Origin of the sequence: Burkholderia sp. WSM2232, from assembly GCF_000472545.1 — a bacterium.
Classification (GTDB): domain Bacteria; phylum Pseudomonadota; class Gammaproteobacteria; order Burkholderiales; family Burkholderiaceae; genus Paraburkholderia.
The window spans coordinates 1-20457 of sequence record NZ_AWZV01000033.1 but is presented as its reverse complement, the minus strand read 5'-3'; the positions used below and the strand labels follow the sequence as shown (position 1 = coordinate 20457).

At 61.3% G+C, this 20457-nt stretch carries 17 protein-coding genes; 5 read left to right on the top strand and 12 right to left on the bottom strand.

Translation table 11 applies throughout. The annotated features are described in order from the left end of the window. Positions 1-2: 2 nt before the first annotated feature. Positions 3-590 carry a LysE family translocator gene (locus F757_RS0125240; protein ID WP_027213807.1) on the top strand — a complete coding sequence of 196 codons (588 nt, stop codon included), beginning with the start codon at positions 3-5 and terminating at the stop codon, positions 588-590. Between the two features lie 64 nt (positions 591-654). Here the strand turns inward: F757_RS0125240 and F757_RS34105 are convergent, their stop codons facing one another. The 6 genes from F757_RS34105 to cadR all read right to left on the bottom strand — a co-directional run bounded on the left by F757_RS34105 (position 655) and on the right by cadR (position 6226). Beyond that, positions 655-1626, bottom strand: coding sequence for an AraC family transcriptional regulator (locus tag F757_RS34105; RefSeq protein WP_232221455.1), 972 nt, complete (start codon positions 1624-1626; stop codon positions 655-657). 146 nt (positions 1627-1772) lie between these two features. After that, complete coding sequence (locus tag F757_RS0125230; protein ID WP_027213806.1) at positions 1773-2567, bottom strand: ABC transporter substrate-binding protein; 795 nt, start codon at positions 2565-2567, stop codon at positions 1773-1775. A 119-nt stretch (positions 2568-2686) separates the two neighbouring features. Beyond that, positions 2687-3841 (bottom strand): pyridoxal phosphate-dependent aminotransferase, encoded by a 1155-nt coding sequence (locus F757_RS0125225; RefSeq protein ID WP_027213805.1) that lies wholly within the window; start codon positions 3839-3841, stop codon positions 2687-2689. A gap of 212 nt (positions 3842-4053) precedes the next feature. Further along, positions 4054-5457: an ATP-dependent RNA helicase DbpA gene (gene dbpA, locus F757_RS0125220; protein WP_027213804.1), complete on the bottom strand. Its 1404-nt coding sequence runs from the start codon at positions 5455-5457 to the stop codon at positions 4054-4056. Between the two features lie 91 nt (positions 5458-5548). After that, positions 5549-5749: a hypothetical protein gene (locus F757_RS0125215; RefSeq protein ID WP_027213803.1), complete on the bottom strand. Its 201-nt coding sequence runs from the start codon at positions 5747-5749 to the stop codon at positions 5549-5551. Between the two features lie 45 nt (positions 5750-5794). Further along, positions 5795-6226, bottom strand: coding sequence for a Cd(II)/Pb(II)-responsive transcriptional regulator (gene cadR, locus F757_RS0125210; protein WP_027213802.1), 432 nt, complete (start codon positions 6224-6226; stop codon positions 5795-5797). A 78-nt stretch (positions 6227-6304) separates the two neighbouring features. Between cadR and F757_RS0125205 the strand changes: the two genes are divergently transcribed. Beyond that, positions 6305-8647 (top strand): heavy metal translocating P-type ATPase, encoded by a 2343-nt coding sequence (locus F757_RS0125205; protein WP_027213801.1) that lies wholly within the window; start codon positions 6305-6307, stop codon positions 8645-8647. A gap of 47 nt (positions 8648-8694) precedes the next feature. Here F757_RS0125205 and F757_RS0125200 read toward each other — a convergent pair whose 3' ends face one another. Further along, positions 8695-9759 carry a helix-turn-helix domain-containing protein gene (locus tag F757_RS0125200; RefSeq protein WP_035467459.1) on the bottom strand — a complete coding sequence of 355 codons (1065 nt, stop codon included), beginning with the start codon at positions 9757-9759 and terminating at the stop codon, positions 8695-8697. A gap of 343 nt (positions 9760-10102) precedes the next feature. On the opposite strand from F757_RS0125200, the gene adh reads away from it, so the two are divergent. Continuing rightward, positions 10103-11623: an aldehyde dehydrogenase gene (adh, locus tag F757_RS0125195; protein WP_027213799.1), complete on the top strand. Its 1521-nt coding sequence runs from the start codon at positions 10103-10105 to the stop codon at positions 11621-11623. A 71-nt stretch (positions 11624-11694) separates the two neighbouring features. Further along, complete coding sequence (locus F757_RS0125190) at positions 11695-12090, top strand: DUF779 domain-containing protein (protein WP_013337702.1); 396 nt, start codon at positions 11695-11697, stop codon at positions 12088-12090. A gap of 8 nt (positions 12091-12098) precedes the next feature. On the opposite strand, the gene eutC is transcribed toward F757_RS0125190, so the two are convergent. The 3 genes from eutC to eat are packed head-to-tail and all read right to left on the bottom strand — an operon-like array spanning position 12099 to position 15785. Further along, positions 12099-12935, bottom strand: a complete 837-nt coding sequence (gene eutC / locus F757_RS34100) for an ethanolamine ammonia-lyase subunit EutC (RefSeq protein WP_035467458.1) — start codon at positions 12933-12935, stop codon at positions 12099-12101. Next, positions 12932-14326 (bottom strand): ethanolamine ammonia-lyase subunit EutB, encoded by a 1395-nt coding sequence (locus tag F757_RS0125180; RefSeq protein WP_027213798.1) that lies wholly within the window; start codon positions 14324-14326, stop codon positions 12932-12934. The genes eutC and F757_RS0125180 overlap by 4 nt, the downstream gene beginning before the upstream one ends. 55 nt (positions 14327-14381) lie before the next feature. Further along, entirely contained in the window at positions 14382-15785 is a 1404-nt protein-coding gene (gene eat, locus F757_RS0125175) for an ethanolamine permease (protein WP_027213797.1), read from the bottom strand. A gap of 635 nt (positions 15786-16420) precedes the next feature. Between eat and F757_RS34095 the strand changes: the two genes are divergently transcribed. Next, complete coding sequence (locus F757_RS34095) at positions 16421-17347, top strand: formylglycine-generating enzyme family protein (RefSeq protein ID WP_051376863.1); 927 nt, start codon at positions 16421-16423, stop codon at positions 17345-17347. Positions 17348-17365: 18 nt separating this feature from the next. Here the strand turns inward: F757_RS34095 and F757_RS0125165 are convergent, their stop codons facing one another. Beyond that, positions 17366-19660, bottom strand: coding sequence for a hypothetical protein (locus tag F757_RS0125165; protein WP_156923727.1), 2295 nt, complete (start codon positions 19658-19660; stop codon positions 17366-17368). A gap of 24 nt (positions 19661-19684) precedes the next feature. After that, positions 19685-20457: DUF2345 domain-containing protein (locus F757_RS34090; protein ID WP_035467457.1), on the bottom strand; the 773-nt coding region annotated here is incomplete at its 5' end.

Genomic DNA, 20457 nt, shown 5'->3' with positions numbered 1-20457 from the left:
CGATGTCCGTTTTGTTCTCCATGGCCGCGTTCGCGCTGGCTTCGTCTATTTCGCCCGGTCCAGTCAACGTCGTCGCGTTGAGCGCCGGCGCGCAGCATGGCTTTGCCGCGAGCCTGCGTCACGTGAGCGGCGCGACCGTCGGCTTTACGTTGCTGCTTCTGCTTGTCGGCCTGGGGCTGCACGAACTGCTGGCGCGTGTTCCCGTTCTTGTCGAGGTCGTCAAATGGGCCGGCGTGGCGTTTCTGCTGTACATGGCCTATAGACTTGCCGTCGACGACGGCCGCCTCGGCGCCGACGCACCGTCACGCGGTCCCTCGTTTGCGTACGGCGCGGCGATGCAGTGGCTCAATCCGAAAGCCTGGCTCGCGTCGCTGGCCGGCATGGGCGCCTATGCAGCCGACGGCGACGCCGAACTCGTCTGGCAGTTTGCGGTGATTTACTTCGTGGTGTGTTATGTGTCGATTGCAAGCTGGGCCTATGCCGGTACGTACCTGCGCAAGTATCTGCAGGCGCCGCAGCGTGTGAGGTTGTTCAACCGGGCCATGGCCGCGTTGCTTGGCGCGAGCGCGTTGTACCTCGTTGCAACGTGATGCGTGGTTGTGCTGCGGTTTGGCGGGCATGCAAGGCGCCTGCCAAACACGAGCGCAAGCGTGCTCAACTACGATACTGCCCAGGCGTCACCGCGACCAGGCGTTTGAACGTGCGCTGCAAATGCGCCTGATCGGCAAAGCCCGCGTCGAGCGCCACTTCAGCAATCAGGCGGCCTCGCCTCAGTTGTGCGCGGCTGTACTGAATGCGGCGATTGATCAGATAAGCATGCGGCGTCATGCCATATCGCTCTTTGAACGCGCGAATCAGATGCGAGGCAGACAAACCCGCCGCCTCGCATATGTCCTCGAGCCTGAGCGCCTGCGTGCAATTGTCCGCGATGAATTCAGCCGCACGCGCGAGCTGACGGCTCGCAGGGTCGCCGCAACAAGGAGCACGGTTCAGGCGCTGCTGAACTTCTGTGAAGAACGTTATCGCTGCGCTTTGCTTGCGCAGCAGATCCGTTTCGCTGTCGACGAGAATGCCATGCAGCCGGTTCAGGCCGTCGAACAGTTCGGCGTCTGTGCTCATGGTCTGCGAGAACGCGCGAAACGCGCGGTTTGCACTGAAGCCGAGCTCGTGTTGCAGATCGGTGAGCCACGCCACGTCGACATGAAGCATGCGATACGACCAGCGCTCGTCGGCGACTGGGTTGCACGCATGCACGTCGTCGGGATTCATCAGAACGACCGCGCCTGCGCCGGTCCACTCGCGGGCATGGCGATTCACATACACGCTGCGCCCGCCGGTGACCGCGCCGATCGAAAACGTTTCGTGAGAGTGCTTGGCGTAGCAGATGTCGCGACCGTCTTCGATGGAACGCGCCTCGATGTACGGCAACGCGTCGCTACGCCAGAAGCGCGGCTCGCTTGCGAGGTTTGCTTGAGCGGTCGCGCGGTTGCGTTGGGCGCTTGCACCGTTGCCCTTAGGGCTTGCCCTTTTCGCCGGAGCGCTTGTGCGGTTCCCCTGAGCGCTTGCGCGGTTGCCGTGAGCGCTTGCGCGATCCACACGAGTTATCGCCGCTTTCGTCGTGCTCATTAGCGTGTCTCCGATATGCGTGGGCCTCGCGCACAAGCGCGGCCAGCAGCCGCAACCTCGCGAGACCACTTATCGTAGCGGTCGAGCACGCCGCCAACAAGTCGGATCATGCCGTGACGAGCGCGCCTAGCGCCCGCCTCGCCCGCCTATTTCGCGGAAACGTCGATATTGCCGAGGTATTTCGTCGCGAGCGTCTTCACCGTGCCGTCTGCCTGCACCTTGGCGATAGCCGCGTTCAGGCGCTCGCGCAACGCTGTATCGCCTTTGCGGATGCCGTATGCGATGCCGCTGCCGAGAATCTTGTCGTCGCGAACCGGCTGCCCGACGAACGCATAGTCCTTGCCGTTCGGCTTCGACAGAAAGCCGGTTTGCCCCGCGGGCGCGAGCACGAGCGTTGCGTCGAGCCGCCCGGCGACGAGGTCCGTGTAGACCTGGTTCTGATCCTGATACGCGACGACAGTCACGCCCGCCGGCTCCCAATGCGTCTTTGCAAACGTCTCCTGAATCGACGCCTGCAGCACGCCCACGCGTTTGCCCTTCAGCGCCTCGGCGTTCGGCAGCAGACCGCTGTCGCGCTTTGCAATGAGTTGCGTCGGCACACGGTAGACGACCGTCGTGAAGTCGATGGTCTGGCGACGCTGCTCGGTCGCATTCATCGCCGAATTGATCGCGTCGAATTTGCGGCCCTGCAACGCGGGAATCAAACCGTCGAACGACGTCTCCACCCACTTGCAAGTCATATGCGCGGCGGCGCACACGGCATTGCCCACGTCGATGTCGAGCCCTTGCAACTCTCCGTTAGGGCCCTTCGATTCGAACGGCGGATACTGCGCTTCGAGCCCGAAACGCAGCGTGGATGTATCGGCCGCAAGCGCGGCGGGCGACGCCGTCACCGATGCGAAAGCGCAGGCCAGCGCCAACCAGGGCTTGAGCAGTTTCATAGCAGGTTCCTTCCCCTTCCGTTTCGTTGTAATGCGAACGCGCAGCGTGTGGACGTGTCGTCGCGCGACGATCTTACTGCGTTCAAAAATACCCGCGCTCGCGTGCAATGCAGGCGGCTTCAGATCTCGCACAAGCGGCGCGCGCCTTCGATCAGCGTCGCGTCGTCCTTCGAGAAACTCAGGCGAATCAGACCCGAATCCGTGCCGTCGCTGTAAAACGCAGACAACGGAATGGTCGCGACGCGCGCATCGCGAATCAGGCGCAACACGAAGTCGCTGTCCTTTTCGTCGGAGAAACCGCGAAATCGCGCGAGCATGAAGAAACTGCCCTTGCTCGGCAACAGCTCGAAACGCGACTCGCGAAGACCGTGCGCAAGCAGATCGCGCTTTTGCTGATAGAACGCGGACAAGCCGAGATAGCTTTCGGGATTCGCCAATGCGTCGACGAACGCGTACTGCATGGGTGTGTCGGCGGAAAACACCATGAACTGATGCACCTTGCGAATCTCGTTCATCAGTTCCGCGGGCGCGAGGCAATAGCCGACGCGCCAACCGGTGACGTGGTACGACTTGCCGAACGACGACACGATCACGCTGCGTTCGGCAAGCTCCCTATGGCAAGCCATGCTTTCATGTTTCGCGCCGTCGAACACCACGTGCTCGTAGACTTCGTCGGCGAGAATCACAATGTCGGTGTGACGCGTGAGCGCCTTGAGGCGCGCGATGTCGGCCTCGCTGAACACGGTCGCGGTCGGATTGTGCGGCGTGTTGATGATCAGCATGCGCGTCTTCGGCGTGATCGCGGCGGCGACCTCGTCCCAGTTCACACGGAAGTCGCTCAGCGAAAGTTTGATCGGCACTGGCGTTGCGCCTTGCAGCCGGACAATGGGGCCGTAGCTGTCGAACGAAGGCTCGAAGTAGATCACTTCGTCGCCCGGGTGCACCAACGCGCTGATCGCCGAATAAAGACCCTCGCTCGCGCTTGCGATCACGGTCACTTCGTCTGCCGGGTCATAGCGCACGCCGTACAGCGTCTGCACCTTGTCGGCAAGCGCTTCGCGCAATGCCGCGATGCCCGACATGGGCGCGTACTGGTTATGCCCGGCGCGCATGGCGTGCGCGACGCCGTCGATCAGTTTTGCGTCCGGCGCGAAATTCGGCGCGCCTTGCGACAGATTGAGCGCGTCGTGTTGCGCGGCCAGTTGGCCGATCACGGTAAAAATCGTCGTGCCGACGTCAGGCAATTTCGAGCGGGCTTGCAGGGCGCTCTGCATATGGCTTCTCCTATCCTCATCCGGCAGCGCACTGGCGGCGGCAGACCGTGCGGCCGCCCGTGTGCTTATGTGCCGGTTAAGTGATTAGGCATCAGCCAAAGAAGCATAACAATCGAAACTTTGTCATGCGGGACATGCGTTTACGTCATGGCTCACGGGTCGGCGCGGCGTTGCGTGCGGCGCGTGCCGCACGTGGCGCCTGCGCGCCGACATCACGCCTCGTCCATCAAGCGCACCTTCACCTTCTTGCCCTTCACCTTGCCCGCGCTCAGCTTGCGCACGGCTTCACGTGCGATGCTGCGCTCGACCGCCACATAGGTCGACATCTCCGTCACGTTGATCTTGCCGATCTGCGAGCCGGCAAAACCTGCCTCGCCGGTGAGCGCGCCGAGCACGTCGCCGGGACGGATCTTTTCCTTGCGGCCGCCGAGAATCTGCAGCGTTTCCATGGGCGGCAAAAGCGGTTCGTTACTCGTTGCGGTGAGCTCGGAGAGCTTGTGCCATTCCACCTCGCGCTTTTGCGCCTGCTCGATGCCGCCCACGCGCCCCATTTCGTCCATGCTGGCGAGGCTCAATGCCCAGCCTTCCTGATCGGCGCGCCCCGTGCGGCCGATGCGGTGCACGTGCACTTCCGGATCGGGCGTCACGTCGACGTTGATCACCGCCTCGAGTTGCGCGATGTCGAGGCCGCGCGCGGCGACGTCCGTCGCGACCAGCACCGAACAGCTGCGATTCGCGAACTGGATCAGCACCTGGTCACGTTCTCGCTGATCGAGTTCGCCATGCAGCGCGAGCGCATGAAAGCCCTGCGCGCGCAGCACCTCGAGCAGATCGCGGCATTGCTGCTTCGTGTTGCAGAAGGCGATGGTGCTCACCGGGCGATAGTGGTTGAGCAACAGCCCGACGGCATGCAGACGCTCGTCTTCCGTCACTTCGTAGAAACGTTGGCGAATCTTGGTGTTGTCGTGCCGCTCGGCCAGCTTCACTTCTTTCGGATTGCGCAGAAACTGCTGGCTGAGCTTGACGATACCCTCGGGATAAGTGGCCGAGAACAGGAGCGTTTGCCGCTCCTTAGGGCATTGCCTGACGACGGTCGCAATGTCGTCGAAAAAGCCCATGTCGAGCATGCGGTCCGCTTCGTCGAGCACCAGCGTATTGAGCGATTGCAGCGGCAGGCTGCCGCGTTCGAGGTGATCCATGATGCGGCCCGGCGTGCCGACCACGATGTGCGCGCCATGTTCGAGGCTCGCGGTTTGCGGACGCATCGGCGTGCCGCCGCACAAGGTCAGCACCTTGATGTTTTCTTCGGCACGCGCAAGACGCCGGATTTCCTGCGTGACCTGATCGGCGAGTTCGCGCGTCGGGCAAAGCACCATCGCCTGAACGGCGAAATTGCGTGCGTCCAGACGCGCGAGCAGCGCCAGCGAAAACGCCGCTGTCTTGCCGCTGCCCGTTTTCGCCTGCGCAATGAGGTCGTGGCCGGCGAGCGCAATAGGAAGACTCGCGGCTTGAATCGGCGTCATCTCGACATAGCCGAGCTGCGTGAGATTCGCGAGCGCGGCGGGCGGCAACGGCAGTTGACTGAACGGCGCGCCGGCCGTGATGGGACTGTTCATAGGATGATGACTCGTGATCGGCTCAAGGCTGAAAGACTGAAGACTGGCGACTGGCGAACGACTTGTAGCGACGCCTCGCAATGACGGGCGACTATTCGGCCATCGGCCCCTGCAACGGGCGGCCTTCCATCTGCTCGTACAGCACCTCGCCGTCGTCGCCTTCGAAACGCTCGACGTAATTGCGCGCGCCGCACAGCGGACACCGGAAAAGGAGCCCCTGTCCCTCGTTCTTGATGACGACGTCGGACTGCTCCCACTGCGCGCCGCAGGACTGGTTTCTACATGTGAACACGTTGCTTCTCCAACTGGATTCGATGATTTGATTCGACTGGCCGCATCAACCGAGATGCGTGTGCCGCGCACGGGGCGCGCTGACGTCCATGTCGCTGAGACCCTGCACGATGCCGCAGTCTTCCACGGCCCGTTCGCCGTGGCATTGCTCGCGCAGCGCATGCAATTGCGCCTTGAGCTGCTGCAGTTCGTCGATGCGCATTTCGACATGCGCAATGTGCTCGTCGATCAGGTCATTGACGCCGCCGCAGCCGCTGGCGGGCGCGTCGGTCAGACGCAGCAGCGCGCGGATTTCGTCGTGCGTCATGTCAAGCGCGCGGCAATTGCGAATGAAGCGCAACCGCTCCACGTGCCTGGCCGTATAGCTGCGGTAATTGGCCTCGGTGCGCTCCGCTTCGGGCAGCAGCCCTTCCTTCTCGTAGAAGCGGATGGTTTCGGTCGTGCAATGGGCGATTTTCGCCAATTCGCCGATTTTCATGAGCCCTCCGGTACCGGCCTTGACCTTGTAGTGGCTTCAAGGTGTTTACTAGACCACAAATCGAACGAGGAAGCCACCATGCAGCGCGCGCACGAGCCGAATGCGGACCCCACTGAACAACCGGAAACCCTCGCCCAAGGGCATGAACATGCGTCCGAGCACGGGCATGGGGCGCATGCCGGCGCCTCCGCATGCGGCAGTTGCTGCGGCGCGGCCAGTCATGCACCGCTGCCGCAGCCCGCGGTTGTGCCGCCGTCCGAAGCGGTGCAAGGCGACGTGCGCACGGCCATGCGCATCATGCAGATGGACTGCCCGACAGAAGAAGCGCTGATCCGCAAGAAATTCAGCCGCATGTCCGAGGTGCGCAGCATGGAGTTCAATCTCATGCAGCGGGTGCTGACGGTCGTGCATGCGCCGGGCGCGCTGGACTCGATTCTCGGTGCGCTGCGGTCGCTCGACTTCACGCCCGAACTCGCGGACGCCGACTCGCAACGTACGCCCGGCGCCGCTCAGGACGCGTCCTCCACTCAGCCCACGCCGCGCAGGTGGTGGCCGCTTGCCTTCGCGGGCGTTGCTGCGGCCGCTTCAGAGGCCGCTGGCTGGGCAGGCGCTCCTGCCTGGATGGCAGCGGGTCTTGCGCTCGTCGCGATCGGCTCGTGCGGCCTTTCAACGTATCGCAAGGGCTGGCTCGCGCTTCGCCACGGCAATCTCAACATCAACGCGTTGATGAGCATTGCGGTGAGCGGCGCCTTGATACTTGGTCAATGGCCCGAGGCGGCGATGGTGATGGTGCTCTTCACGGTCGCGGAATTGATAGAGGCGAGGTCGCTCGACCGCGCGCGCAACGCGATTCAGGGTTTGATGCAACTCACGCCCGAACAGGCAAGCGTGCAGCAGCCCGACGGCGCCTGGCAACTCACGCGCCTGGAGACGATTGCACCCGGCGCGCTGGTTCGCGTGAAGCCGGGCGAGCGGATCGCGCTCGATGGTGAGATCGTTGCGGGGCGCTCCAGTGTCGATCAGGCCCCGATCACCGGAGAAAGCCTGCCGGTCGACAAGACGGTGGGCGACGCTGTGTTCGCCGGCACCGTCAACCAGGCGGGCTCGTTCGATTACCGCGTGACGGCCGCGGCCAGCAACACCACGCTCGCGCGCATCATTCATGCGGTCGAAGCGGCACAAGGCAGCAAGGCGCCCACGCAACGTTTCGTCGATCAGTTTGCGCGTGTCTATACGCCGCTGGTATTCGCCGTCGCACTGGCAGTCGCGCTCGTGCCGCCGCTCTTTTTCGGTGGAATGTGGCAGGCGTGGATCTACAAGGCGCTGGTGATGCTGGTGATTGCGTGTCCGTGCGCGCTCGTTATCTCGACGCCTGTCACGATCGTCAGCGGTCTCGCGGCAGCTGCGCGCAAGGGGATTCTGATCAAGGGCGGCGCCTACCTCGAACAGGGCCGCAAGCTCAGCCGTCTTGCGTTCGACAAAACCGGCACGATCACGCACGGCAAGCCCGTGCAAACCGATTTCGCCGTGCTCGCCAAAGCAGATCCGAATGCAGATGCAAAGGCGGACACCGACACCGCCCGTTGCCGCACGCTCGCCGCAAGTCTCGCGGCACGCTCCGACCACCCCGTATCGATGGCGATTGCAAGCGCCGCGCAAAAGGATGGCGTCGCAACCGGCGCGGTCGATTCGTTCGAAGCGCTCGCCGGGCGCGGCGTGCGCGGCGGGGTAAGCGGCCTCACCTACTGGCTCGGCAATCATCGGCTTGCAGAAGAACTCGGGCTATGTTCGCCGTCACTCGAAGCACAGCTCGACGCGCTCGAGCGTCAGGGCAAGACCGTCGTGCTGCTGAGCGACGCGCAACGCGTGCTCGCGCTCTTCGCCGTCGCCGATACCGTCAAGGAAACGAGCCGCGCGGCTATCGCCGAACTGCATCGCGCAGGCGTCACCACGGCCATGCTCACCGGCGACAATCCGCACACCGCTGCGGCGATTGCCGGGCAGGTCGGTATCGACGAAGCGCGCGGCAACCAGTTGCCGCAAGACAAGCTGGACGCTGTCGCGCAGTGGGCGGCCGAAGGCGCGACCGTGGGCATGGTCGGCGACGGCATTAACGACGCGCCTGCGCTCGCGCGCGCCGACATCGGCTTTGCGATGGGCGCAATGGGCACCGGCACAGCGATAGAAACCGCCGACATCGCGTTGATGGACGACGATCTGCGCAAGATTCCGCTCTTCATCCACCTCTCGCAAGCGACGCATGCCGTGCTGGTGCAGAACATTGCATTGGCGCTCGGCATCAAGAGCGTCTTTCTGGTGTTGACGGTGATGGGTCTCGGCACGATGTGGATGGCCGTGTTCGCCGACGTCGGTGCGAGCCTGTTGGTGGTCGCGAACGGCTTGCGCCTGCTGCGCAGATGAATCGCAAGCGGAGCAGTCGAACGCCAGCCGCCCTGCCTGCAAAATTTCTAGTGAGCGAACGGTCGGCTTTTCGTAGCAGCCTGCGCGCCGATTGCGGCCTTCAAGGTCTCGGAAGGCCGCATGCCGAACAGCTTGCGGTAGTCCGTTGCGAACTGGCTCAGATGCCAGAAGCCCCAGGCGGTGGCCACGTCCTGCACAGAACGCGAATCGCGCGAGGCGTTGCACAGATCGCGGCGCGCGCCGTTCAGGCGCAGCGCGCGCACATAGTGGGCGGGCGCCATGCCGAGCACGTCCTGAAAGCAGTACTGCAATGTACGCCGGCTCACATGCAGACGCTCGCAAAGCTCCGGCACGCCGACCGCGCGGTCCCGATGCGCAAGCACATAATCGCGCGCCTCGGAGACAATCGACTGACGCCTTGCGCGAACCGGCATCGCCATCTGCCCGGGGGACGCAGGCAACGCGCCGGCGTCGAACAGCGACGCAAGCACCGCCGCCTGCAGGCTGTCGCACGCGGAGCGCGATAAAGGCGCACCGCTTGCCGCGCTGCGCTCGAGCAGCGCGCGCAACGAAGCGCACAGGCGCTCCTTGCGATCCGCGCCGATGGACACCACCTCCTTGTCCGGCAACGCATCGGCGAGGCTCACCTGCTCCACTTGCGCAGCGTAGCGACGCAACGCGTCGCCCTGGACCACCACGCCAAAAATCTCATAGCCCGACGACGTCAGCAGCTCGAATTCAATGCCGCCTGGACGAAACGCGAGAGCGTCGCTGCCGATCATCTGCGCGTCGATGCGACCCGCGCCGGCACCACGCGTCGGAATGCCGAACCAGTAGGCGTCTTTCTGCACCTCGCAGGTCTGTCGCAACGTGTGGCTCGTCGTTTCGACGAACACCTGCATGTCATCGAGGCACAACTCCGTCAGGCCGCCTACGAAACTGCCCGAGGCCAACTGGTCGTAGGTCTGATGCCAGCCCTGGAGGTTGCGCGCCTGTTCGTCCGCGTCGTGAGCAACGCGGGTCTGCACGTGAAAGCCCGCGTGCAGTGCAGGCGCGGGAGCGATACCTGGAGTCGAGCTGGCGGCGCTGTCGCTGAAGGTTTCGATCGTCATGGCCAATCCGCGCGATGGAATATCGAAGAACAAAGCAAGGCAAGTCTCATGCCGATGATAGGCGCGCGCTCACAGCACCGGTTGCTCCAGCATGGGCCAGCGCGCTGTTCAATTCGTGAACAGCAACACTTGCGTTGATCCGAAACGACGCGCCTGTCCGCCGTTGATCCGGCTTGCAGCCCTTGCTTCGGTGCGTGCGTGCCTGCCGTGCGTGCACGTCTCACCAGCCGGGTGCATTGGCATGGTTCTGGCTCTAAGGGTGTCGCGCCCAGCTTCACCGGATTGCAACCGAGCGCGACATCGCGCCGACTACAGCCCATTCAAACATGTGAGGAGCACTGAGATGAATCACGCGGAGATGCAGTTTCTGACGACCGAATTCCCGTACAAGAAGCAGTATGCGAACTTTATCGGCGGGGAATGGGTGAAGCCCGTGGGGGGCGAGTACTTCGACAACGTATCGCCTATCACCGGCGAGCCGTTCACCTCGATTCCGCGCTCGCGTGAAGCAGACGTCGAGCTCGCGCTGGATGCAGCGCACCGCGCGAAGGCCGCGTGGGGTAAAACGTCGACGACGGATCGCGCGAACATTCTGAACCGCATTGCCGATCGCATGGAAGCGAACCTGCAACGCCTTGCAGTTGCCGAAACGATCGACAACGGCAAGCCGCTGCGCGAGACAATGGCCGCCGACATTCCGCTTGCCATCGACCACTTCCGCTACTTCGCCGGCGCCGTGCGCGCGCAGGAAGGCTCGATTTCCGAAATCGACGACGATACCGTGGCCTATCATTTTCACGAGCCGCTCGGCGTGGTCGGCCAGATCATTCCGTGGAATTTCCCGATTCTGATGGCGGTATGGAAGCTCGCGCCCGCGCTCGCGGCCGGCAATTGCGTCGTGCTCAAACCCGCTGAGCAAACGCCCGCGTCGATTCTCGTACTCGTCGAACTGATTCAGGATCTGCTGCCCGCCGGCGTGCTCAACGTGGTGAACGGTTTCGGTCTGGAAGCGGGCAAGCCGCTCGCATCGAGCAAGCGCATCGCGAAGATCGCGTTCACGGGCGAGACCACGACGGGCCGCCTCATCATGCAGTACGCGAGCCAGAACATCATTCCGGTCACGCTCGAGCTCGGTGGCAAGAGCCCGAACATTTTCTTTGCCGACGTGATGAATCAGGACGACAGCTACTTCGACAAGGCGCTCGAAGGCTTCGCGATGTTCGCGCTGAACCAGGGCGAAGTGTGCACATGCCCGTCGCGCGTGTTGATCGATGAAAAGATCTACGACCGCTTCATGGAACGTGCATTGAAGCGCGTCGCGGCCATCACTCAAGGTCATCCGTTGGATACGAAGACGATGATCGGCGCGCAGGCTTCGCAGGAGCAGTTGGAGAAAATCTTGTCGTATGTCGATCTCGGCAAGCAGGAAGGCGCCGAGTGCCTGATTGGCGGCGAACGCAACGTGCTGGGCGGTGAGCTGAGCAAGGGCTATTACGTGAAGCCGACCGTGTTCCGCGGCAACAACAAAATGCGCATCTTCCAGGAAGAGATTTTCGGGCCGGTGGTTTCCGTCACCACGTTCAAGACCGAGGAAGAAGCGCTGGAGATTGCCAACGACACGCTGTACGGCCTGGGCGCCGGCGTCTGGACGCGCGACGGCACTCGCGCCTATCGCTTTGGCCGGCAAATTCAGGCAGGCCGCGTGTGGACCAATTGCTATCACGCGTACCCGGCCCACGCCGCGTTTGGCGGCTACAAGCAATCGGGCATTGGCCGCGAAAATCACAAGATGATGCTCGACCACTATCAGCAGACCAAGAACCTGCTCGTCAGCTATAGCGAGAAACCGCTCGGCTTTTTCTAAGCATCAACCCGGGCGAATGTGCCGAGGCGAGCCGCGTTGCGCGGCTCGCTTCATTGCTGCGAGGACCTATGATGGCCGACGAACAGGAAGTGGCTCGCGTGATCGCAACGCCCGCCGCCGTGGAGTTGATAGACAGGTTGCGCGCACAACATGGCGATGTACTGTTCCATCAATCCGGCGGATGTTGCGACGGCAGCGCGCCGATGATGTTTCCACAAAGCGAGTTCATGATCGGCGCGTCCGACGTGAAGCTCGGCACCCTTGCGGGCGTGCCTTTTTACATGAGCGATTCGCAGTTCGAGTACTGGCAGCACACGCAACTGATAATCGACGTGGTGCCGGGCAACGGTGGGATGTTCTCGCTCGAGCGGCCGACCGGTTTGCGTTTTCTCACGCGCTCGCGCCTGTTCGACGACGGCGAGAACGCGTGGCTCGCAGCGCACCCTGTGCAGCGCGGCGATGCGTGAATTCGCAGCTAGGTTGCGCTGGCGTTTGCGTCGGGGCTCGCCGGCTCTGATTGCAGATGGGTGCTTGCCGCGCCGCCGATCGCGGGCGCGGCAGGCGCGGCCTGTAGCAACGCATCGCTGTCATCTTTCAGTCCGACGCCGGTGAGGCCGAGGCGCCGCGCATGCGTGAGCAGGTAGTGCAGCTTGTGTGCGGCCAACGGATAGTCGAGCCCTTCCGGACGCACGTTGGAAATGCAATTGCGCTGCGCGTCGCTGCAGCCCACTTTCGGCGCGTACGTCAGATAGATACCGAGGCTGTCAGGCGAACTCAGTCCGGGCCGCTCGCCGATCAGCATCACCACGATCTTCGCATGAAGCAACTCGCCGATCTCGTCGCCGAGCGCAACGCGTGCCTGCCGCGCGACCACGACAGGAGCAATTTTCCAATCCGCGAGCTGCGGAAGCACGGCTTGCAGCAGCGGCACCGCCTGCTTCGATGCAGCGAACGCCGACAAGCCGTCGCCGATCGCGAACACCACATCCGGCGATTCGTCCTTTAACTGCGCGAGCGCGGCGCGGCTCTCTTCCGATAAGCGCCGGCCAAGATCGGGACGCCGCAAGTAATGCTCGCGATCAGGCGCTGCGCTGTGTACGTCGAGCGTTCGCAACGAGAGTGCGTGCAACTGCTGATGCAATGCGTCCGTATCGAGCGGATGATGCACGGCATCGCGCGCCTGTGCATGCGAAAGATTGAATGCGAGCAAAGGGGCGGTGGGCACGCTGTTGCCAGCGCGGCCCAAGGCAATGCGCGCGTTGGTAAACTGACGCAGCGCATTCCACGGGTTCTTGTCCACGGAGTCGCTCATGCAATACCCATCCAGTCGCGTGCGCCTTCGAGCAGCGGTTGCTGTGTCGATGCGCTCAGCAACGCACCGCGTGCGTCGGTAATCTGCATCGACTCGAGCCATTCCTCGAACTCAGGCGCGCGGCGCAAGTCGAGCACTTCGCGCACATACAGCGCGTCGTGAAACGACGTGCTTTGATAATTGAGCATCACGTCGTCCGCGCCCGGAATGCCCATGATGAAGTTGATGCCCGCCACGCCGAGCAGCGTGAGAAGGTTGTCCATGTCGTCCTGATCGGCTTCTGCATGATTCGTATAGCAGATGTCGCAACCCATCGGCACGCCGAGCAGCTTGCCGCAGAAGTGGTCTTCGAGGCCCGCACGCGTGATCTGCTTGCCGTCGTACAGATACTCGGGGCCGATGAAACCCACCACGGTATTCACGAGAAACGGATTGAACTTGCGAGCGACCGCATAGGCGCGCGCCTCGCAGGTCTGTTGATCGACGCCGAAATGCGCGTCCGCCGACAACGCGCTGCCCTGCCCGGTTTCGAAGTACATCAGGTTGCTGCCGACTGTGCCGCGCTTGAGCGACAGTCCTGCTTCATACGCTTCGTGCAGCAGCGCGAGCGAAATGCCGAAGCCGGCGTTGGCTTTTTCCGTGCCCGCAATCGACTGGAACACGAGGTCCACCGGCGCGCCTTTTTCGATCGCGGCGATGGTGTTGGTGACGTGCGTGAGCACGCAGGACTGCGTGGGCACCTGGTAGCGCTGACGGAAGTCGTCGACCATCTGCAGCAGCCGGGTGATCGCGGCGAGGTTGTCGCTCGCCGGATTGATGCCGATCATCGCGTCGCCGCAGCCGTACATGAGGCCGTCGAGCATGGAGGCCGCAATGCCTTTGACGTCATCCGTCGGATGATTGGGTTGCAGACGCACCGACATGTGGCCCGGCAAGCCAACCGTATTGCGAAAGCGCGTGATAACGGGACGTTTGCGCGCGGCCGCAATCAGGTCCTGATTGCGCATCAGCTTCGAGACGGCCGCCACCATTTCCGGCGTTAGGCCTGCGGCGATGCGTGTAAGCGCCTCGGCGTCCGTCGACGTGCTCAGCAGCCAGTTGCGAAAATCGCCCACCGTCAGATGCGAAATCTCGGCAAATGCCTGCGGCGAATGATCATCTATCACCAGCCGCGTGACCTCGTCGCTTTCGTAGGGAACGAGCGCTTCGTTCAGGAAAGTGCGCAACGGCACCTGCGCCAGCGCCATTTTCGCGGCGACACGTTCCTCCTCGCTCGCCGCCGCGACGCCCGCGAGCTGGTCGCCGGAACGTTGCGGGCTTGCTTTCGCCATGAGTGTTTTCAGGTCGGCAAAGCGATAAGTGCGGCTGCCGATTGTCTCCGTATAGCTCATTCGTTGCGACTCCAGCTTGCATGTACCGCGCCGCTGCGCACAGCGACCGGGTTCGTCATTCTTCGAGCAATGCGTCCGCCGGCGCGGCTTCGCGCTGATGGCGCGTCAACAGGAAATAGACGTAGCCAAGCGCGAGGAAGATGGCGAACACTACAGCCACCAGAAAGTTGAAGTACACCATGGTCGCCAGACAGATTACCGCGGCCACCAGAGCGAAGCCTGGAAAGAGCGGAAAAAGCGGCGCGCGGAACGGACGCTCCATGTCCGGTTCGGCGCGGCGTAGCTTGAAAAGCGACAACATGCTGATGATATACATCACGATAGCGCCAAACACGGACATCGTCACGATGTTCGCGGTGAGCGTCTGGCCGCCGAACTGGATGAGCTCGTCGCTGTAGATCGCCGCGATGCCGATTACGCCGCCCGCCAGAATCGCGCGATGCGGCGTCTTGAAGCGCGGATGCACTTTCGAAAGCCATTCAGGCAGATAGCCCGCGCGCGCCAGCGCGAAAATCTGCCGCGAATAGCCGAGGATGATGCCGTGAAACGACGCGACCAGACCGAACAGACCAAGCCACACGAGCATGTGCATCCAGCCGCTGTTTTCTCCGACGATGAACTTCATCGCTTGCGGCAGCGGGTCGTTGATGTTGGAGAGCTTCGTCCAGTCACCCGCCGCACCCGCGAACACCATCACGCCAATGGCGAGCACCACCAGCGTCAGAATGCCCGCGACGTAAGCGATGGGAATGGAGCGCCTCGGGTTTTTCGCTTCTTCAGCGGCCATCGCGACACCTTCGATAGCGAGGAAGAACCAGATCGCGAACGGAATCGCCGCGAACATGCCGTTAAAAGAACCCATGCTGAAAGTGTCTGCGCCGGCCCAGCCGCCTTTCGTGAAGTTCGACCACTGGAAGCCGGGCGAAACCACGCCCATGAATACCAGCAGTTCGAAAATGGCGAGCAAGGTCACGCAAAGCTCGAAGGCGGCCGCGATCTGCACCCCGACGATGTTCAATGCCATAAAGACGAGATACGCGCCCATTGCCGCGTGTTTTGGTTCGAGCCCCGGAAACTGCACGTGCAGATAGGCGCCAATGGCAAGCGCAATGGCCGGCGGCGCAAACACGAATTCGACCAGCGTGGCCGCGCCCGCGAGATAGCCGCCCGTCGGGCCGAACGCGTGACGGGCGTAGGCGAAGGGGCCGCCGGCATGCGGGATGGACGTGGTGAGCTCGGTGAAGCTGAAAATGAAGGTGGTGTACATCGCGGCGATAAAGATCGCCGTAATGACAAAGCCGAGCGTACCCGCGCTCGCCCAGCCGTAGCTCCAGCCGAAATATTCGCCGGAAATCACGAGGCCAACCGCAATGCCCCAAAGTTGCCAGGTGCCGAGCGTCTGCTTCAACTCGTGATGCGTGACTTTACCGACGTGCTGACTGTTGGACTCTGATTTCATCGGACGCTCCCGGAGTTTGCCGCTTGCTCGGCGCCGCAAGGCTTTGCGGTGCGTGGACGGGCAGGCTTTCGCCGATGGTAGTGAGCCATTATTCGAGGTGTTATCGAAATTCGGCAAAGTTGGCGGAGGGTGTTTGGCGGCGAGGGGGCTTGAGTGAGTGATGGGCCAGGGTCGGTGAACGTTGCGGGCTGCGCGTTTGCGCGTTTATGCGGCCGCGTCTTCGGGTGCGTCTCTGGTTTTTATAGTCTTTGTATATGTATACGTAGTAATAGTTAACAAGCGCCGCCCTCGCCTGTGGATAACCGCAAACCTCGGTTTCAGATCAAGCGCTTGCGGCAGCGATAACCTTGGGCGGCCAACGTGGATAGTCGGATTGGACGCAGGAAAAGTTTTACCGCGGCTCGCGGGGCGGCGCAGTTGTAAAGGTTTGTCCCACAGGATGCGAAGCGGGTTTTACAGGGGTTGTTCAGAGGGGGGTGTGGATAAGTGGGGGCGGTGCTGCACGCGTCTGTGAGGATTGCGATGTTCAAGGTGGGCTGAGATTTACCGGCCAGCCGGTGTTATTTCCAGTGGGTGATCTCACCATTTGCCTGAGCACTTATAATCGTTTCGCTATTCGTCCGGAGATAGATCGCATGGATTCAACGTTGTCAACGTTCGCCAGGCTGCTCACGGCCCCGCTTGTCATATTTTCGTTTTCGTTCCCCGCATGCAGCCAGACAGGGCAGTCACCGGAAGTAAAGGCGCTTGTGAAGAAGTCGCTTGAGAACATGGTCTTTGTGAAGGGCGGTACTTTCACAATGGGAGACTTCGGTTCACAAGTAACTCCGGAAAAACTCCCGTTTACGTCGCAGCAAGAAAACAAGCCCGCGCATCCAGTGACCCTGGACAGCTTTTCGATCGGTAAGTACAAGGTCACCTACGCGGACCTGGATGTGTACACAACTGCCACGGGCAAGCCCTCATGGCCGCAAGACAAGGCCGATCAACCATATAAAGTCGCCGACCATCCCGCCGGCGTGCCGTGGCAAATGGCAAAGGACTATTGCCAATGGCTGGGCAAGCAGAGCGGCGAACCAATCGACCTACCCACGGAAGCTCAATGGGAATATTCGGCGCGCTCGGGCGGCAAGGCGGTCAGGTTTGGAACAAACAATGGTAAATACGAAGCGGACCGTAATCTCCCGTCTGCCGACACAATCGAGCAGAAATACACTCCCGATACCGTCGTCTCGCAATACATCTATCCGGTAGGCAAATATCCGCCAAACGCTCTGGGGCTCTATGATGTCGGTGTTGACGGCCGTGATTGGGTCAACGACTGGTTTGCCGCTGACTACTATGTACACTCCCCTCTCAAGAATCCGACCGGGCCAGCGAGCGGAACGCTGAAAGTGATACGAGGCGCAGAGGGAGACAACACCGATAGCGCGATGACGGTATATCGCTACGGCGCACCGCCTGCTGGATACGTCGTCAAAACAAAGGACGGCCGTACATTTGGTCCCTCGGCCGTTACCTTAACGTTTCGGTGCGCGGTGCACAAACCAGGTCCTCTTTGACTGCCTTGAAGGCGCTGCTCACACGACGCGCACGTCCGGCAGGTTGTCGTAGTATGGATGTCTGCCGGCCGCAACCTGAAATTGGTAATCACTCGAACCGACTTGCGCGACCGCATAGCCCGGTGTCGGTTCGACTTTCAGCATTGCCTGCAGCCCATCGTAGTAATCGTCCATTTCTTTCGCATCTCCCGCGTCTGTACCCGTAAGCGACATCTGCAAGAAGTCTTTCAACTGTTGCCGCCGCACGGCAATATCGCCGGCGCGTCCTTGAGGATGGATGTGCTGGACGACGTTGTTCAGATCATGCTTTGTATGCGACCATCTAAGAATCTGTTTAACAGCGTCCTTTCGATTGCCATACCATCTACCGTACTTGTGATTCGCCATATCGATGCCATCGGCCGCATACCAGTGGCGGGTCAACTGGTAAATCATCATGCCCTTTGCTTCGGGCGTTGCATACTGCAGCATTGAAGGATTTTTGAGTACGCGGTTCATCAACTCGACGCGTGCCGCCTCTTTCTCGTACTCCTGTAGAAGGCGAGTAAACAGCGTGTTTATTTCGGCCAGCTCCTGGTCGACGGTCCCAGCCAAATCCTGTATGCCTTGGATGACCATCACCTGGATACGAGAAAAGGCATCAAAGGCAGTCGTCTGAACGTACTTCAACCGCTGAAAATTCGCGTGATAGAGCTGATAGAAGAACCATTTGACGAATTCAGCAATGCAGAGCGCATCGACCGACACTTCTATGTCGCCTTTTGCTCCGACTCCCAGGCATAAACCGGCCTTTGCCTTAATTCTGAAACGCCCCGCGGCATAGCTGATTTCGAGCATGCAGGCGAGGCCCGCACCAGCCATCGCAGTAATGGTGTCGCCAACCTTGGCAAATGGTTTGTACTTGCCACCAGGTCCGGTCTTTACCGGCTCCATCCACTCAAGCGCCCCTTCCAGTGAGAGGTCGGCTCGAGCGCCGGCGAACACGTCAAGATCCGCATTCGCGCTTGGATCGACGGGCTGACCGCCGACCTTGATCTCGCGGCGCTTGGTAGCGGGATTGTCGACCGCAGCACCGTACAGGCCCAGGTCCTTGCGCTTCTCGTCGCGATAGTCCACAACGATTCCGAGTTGCGCAACAACACTGGCACCGGCCATGCCCGACAAGCCCAGTTCGCCTTTAAATCGAACGGCGCCGAGTGGATAAGTTTTGCCGTCGTCACCGTCGAGACTCCACACCCAGCCCGCCACATCAGGGTAGTAGAAGGCACCAGAAACCTTGGCCTCCGCTATGGCAAATTCGGCTTGCGCCGAAGCTTTGACGGCAACTCTTCCCTTTTGTGGCTGCCACTCGGTGTCCAGGCCCGCTCCTGCCAGATAGCGCATCAATTGCGCTTTCGCCTCGATGCTGACGTTGTTGCTGAACGCAGTCTGCTTTGGCTTTTCATTTTTCTTCTCGCCTTCACTGCGCTCTGCCGGATCTTCTGCACCAGCGCTGTAGCTGAGGTCTTTGTTCCACTGTTCAGCCCAAGCGAAAAGCGTCCCCGTTACATGCTTCTCTACGAGCTCCGACGACACTTTCGTCTTTTCATACAGCTGGCACTTGATCTTACTCTCGCGGCTGATCAGCACGCCTTCCTTAAGCTTGTCGATATCGATCTTGCGTTTGCCCTGTGCGTTGGTCTTAATGAAGCTCTTTGTGCCCGTCTCCTTTTCTTCCCGGCGGCCCTTCATGTCTTCGAACGCGGCAGGCCCGAACTTATGCCAGGCGGCTTTGATCTTGTTCGAACGGACGTAGTGAAGCTTGTACTTCGCAAATTTCACCGCCTTTTTGCCATCCCCGTTCATATGAATGGGGATGAGTTCGACCATCGTGAGATCTTTGCTGTCGAGCTTACTGAGCGGCTCGAGTTCTTTCTTCAGCGCTTTATGCGCGCTGTCGCGTTCTTTGAGTGCATCGTCTACGGCGGCCTTCTGTTTTTCGCCGGTGAGCGGGTCATACATATGCTTGCGCATTTCATCGGCGAATGCTTTTAGTGCGGTGTCGAGTTTTTCATTGGCTTGATGGTACTTTGCGATCCGGTCTTGCAGTAGATTGCATTCGCTTTGGAGTGCAGTAACGTCTTCCGCAGGAACCAGAATGAATTCTCCGGTCTCTGGCCGGAAGTAGAGCATCGGTGCCGGGTCGTGCGGCACGTGTACGAGACTCTCTGGCGTCGTGTTCGTGGTGCCGCTGCCGTCTGGCGCGTGGTTGGTGCTCGAGACGTTCATATGGGTCGGGTTGCTAGAATGGGCGAAGGTCATCGCATCACGCACGATGCGCGTGCTCGTTGGCCAGAATCAGGTGTCGAGAAAAACTTTCAACGCGCTCGGCTTGCTGGTCATGATTCGAGAAGTGAGACCGTGTTCATCGGTCATGCCCTCGAACACCTTACCTTCGGCGGTTTCGATGCGATAACGAACGTAAGGCGCGGGATCACCGCTGCTCTTATCGTGAATCTTGAACTGCTCGTTGTACGGGCCCTCACCCTCCGGGAGCGTCGGCGGCTTGTTCGAGAGACTCGTGGGACCGGCAAACGAGTGGCTGCTGCCTTTGATATCGATCTGTCCCGGTGCGTGGATTTCTATATTCCCGTCCTTCAGACGCACGTACGCTCCGCCGCTCGTCAACAGAATGTCCTGCTTTGCGGCCACCTCGATCTTGTCCGTCGCTGACAGCAGCTTCAGCGTCTTTTGAGCAATGATTTCCACATTGTCCGACTGCGCCTGAATCTCCACCTTCCCCTTTGCCGCAAAGAGCTTCATCCCCGCGTTCTGCGCGAACAGGCTGATCTTCTGCGCAACGCTCGCGAGCAGCGACTTGCCGCTCGCAATGTGCGTGCTCTGCCCGCTNACCANNTTCACATGCTCNTTCGCCGCGATATGCGTGGACTTCTGCGTCGACATCGCGATGCCTGCTGGCGTCGCGAACAGCATGATCGGCTCCTTGAACCCGTTCGCCTCACCGGTGCCGCCGCCCGCCGTGTTCCCACCGCTGCCGCTCGCCCCGGCAACGCTATCCTGCGTGGCGTCGGCAAACGACTTCAGCGAATCCTGACCGTCCTTCAGGCTCT

What these genes read in the sequence shown, in the direction of transcription:
- F757_RS0125240 (WP_027213807.1), top strand. Translation starts at nt 3, where the DNA reads ATGTCCGTTTTGTTCTCCATGGCCGCGTTCGCGCTGGCTTCGTCTATT.
- F757_RS34105 (WP_232221455.1), bottom strand. Translation starts at nt 1,626, where the DNA reads ATGAGCACGACGAAAGCGGCGATAACTCGTGTGGATCGCGCAAGCGCT.
- F757_RS0125230 (WP_027213806.1), bottom strand. Translation starts at nt 2,567, where the DNA reads ATGAAACTGCTCAAGCCCTGGTTGGCGCTGGCCTGCGCTTTCGCATCG.
- F757_RS0125225 (WP_027213805.1), bottom strand. Translation starts at nt 3,841, where the DNA reads ATGCAGAGCGCCCTGCAAGCCCGCTCGAAATTGCCTGACGTCGGCACG.
- dbpA (WP_027213804.1), bottom strand. Translation starts at nt 5,457, where the DNA reads ATGAACAGTCCCATCACGGCCGGCGCGCCGTTCAGTCAACTGCCGTTG.
- cadR (WP_027213802.1), bottom strand. Translation starts at nt 6,226, where the DNA reads ATGAAAATCGGCGAATTGGCGAAAATCGCCCATTGCACGACCGAAACC.
- F757_RS0125205 (WP_027213801.1), top strand. Translation starts at nt 6,305, where the DNA reads ATGCAGCGCGCGCACGAGCCGAATGCGGACCCCACTGAACAACCGGAA.
- F757_RS0125200 (WP_035467459.1), bottom strand. Translation starts at nt 9,759, where the DNA reads ATGACGATCGAAACCTTCAGCGACAGCGCCGCCAGCTCGACTCCAGGT.
- adh (WP_027213799.1), top strand. Translation starts at nt 10,103, where the DNA reads ATGAATCACGCGGAGATGCAGTTTCTGACGACCGAATTCCCGTACAAG.
- F757_RS0125190 (WP_013337702.1), top strand. Translation starts at nt 11,695, where the DNA reads ATGGCCGACGAACAGGAAGTGGCTCGCGTGATCGCAACGCCCGCCGCC.
- eutC (WP_035467458.1), bottom strand. Translation starts at nt 12,935, where the DNA reads ATGAGCGACTCCGTGGACAAGAACCCGTGGAATGCGCTGCGTCAGTTT.
- F757_RS0125180 (WP_027213798.1), bottom strand. Translation starts at nt 14,326, where the DNA reads ATGAGCTATACGGAGACAATCGGCAGCCGCACTTATCGCTTTGCCGAC.
- eat (WP_027213797.1), bottom strand. Translation starts at nt 15,785, where the DNA reads ATGAAATCAGAGTCCAACAGTCAGCACGTCGGTAAAGTCACGCATCAC.
- F757_RS34095 (WP_051376863.1), top strand. Translation starts at nt 16,421, where the DNA reads ATGGATTCAACGTTGTCAACGTTCGCCAGGCTGCTCACGGCCCCGCTT.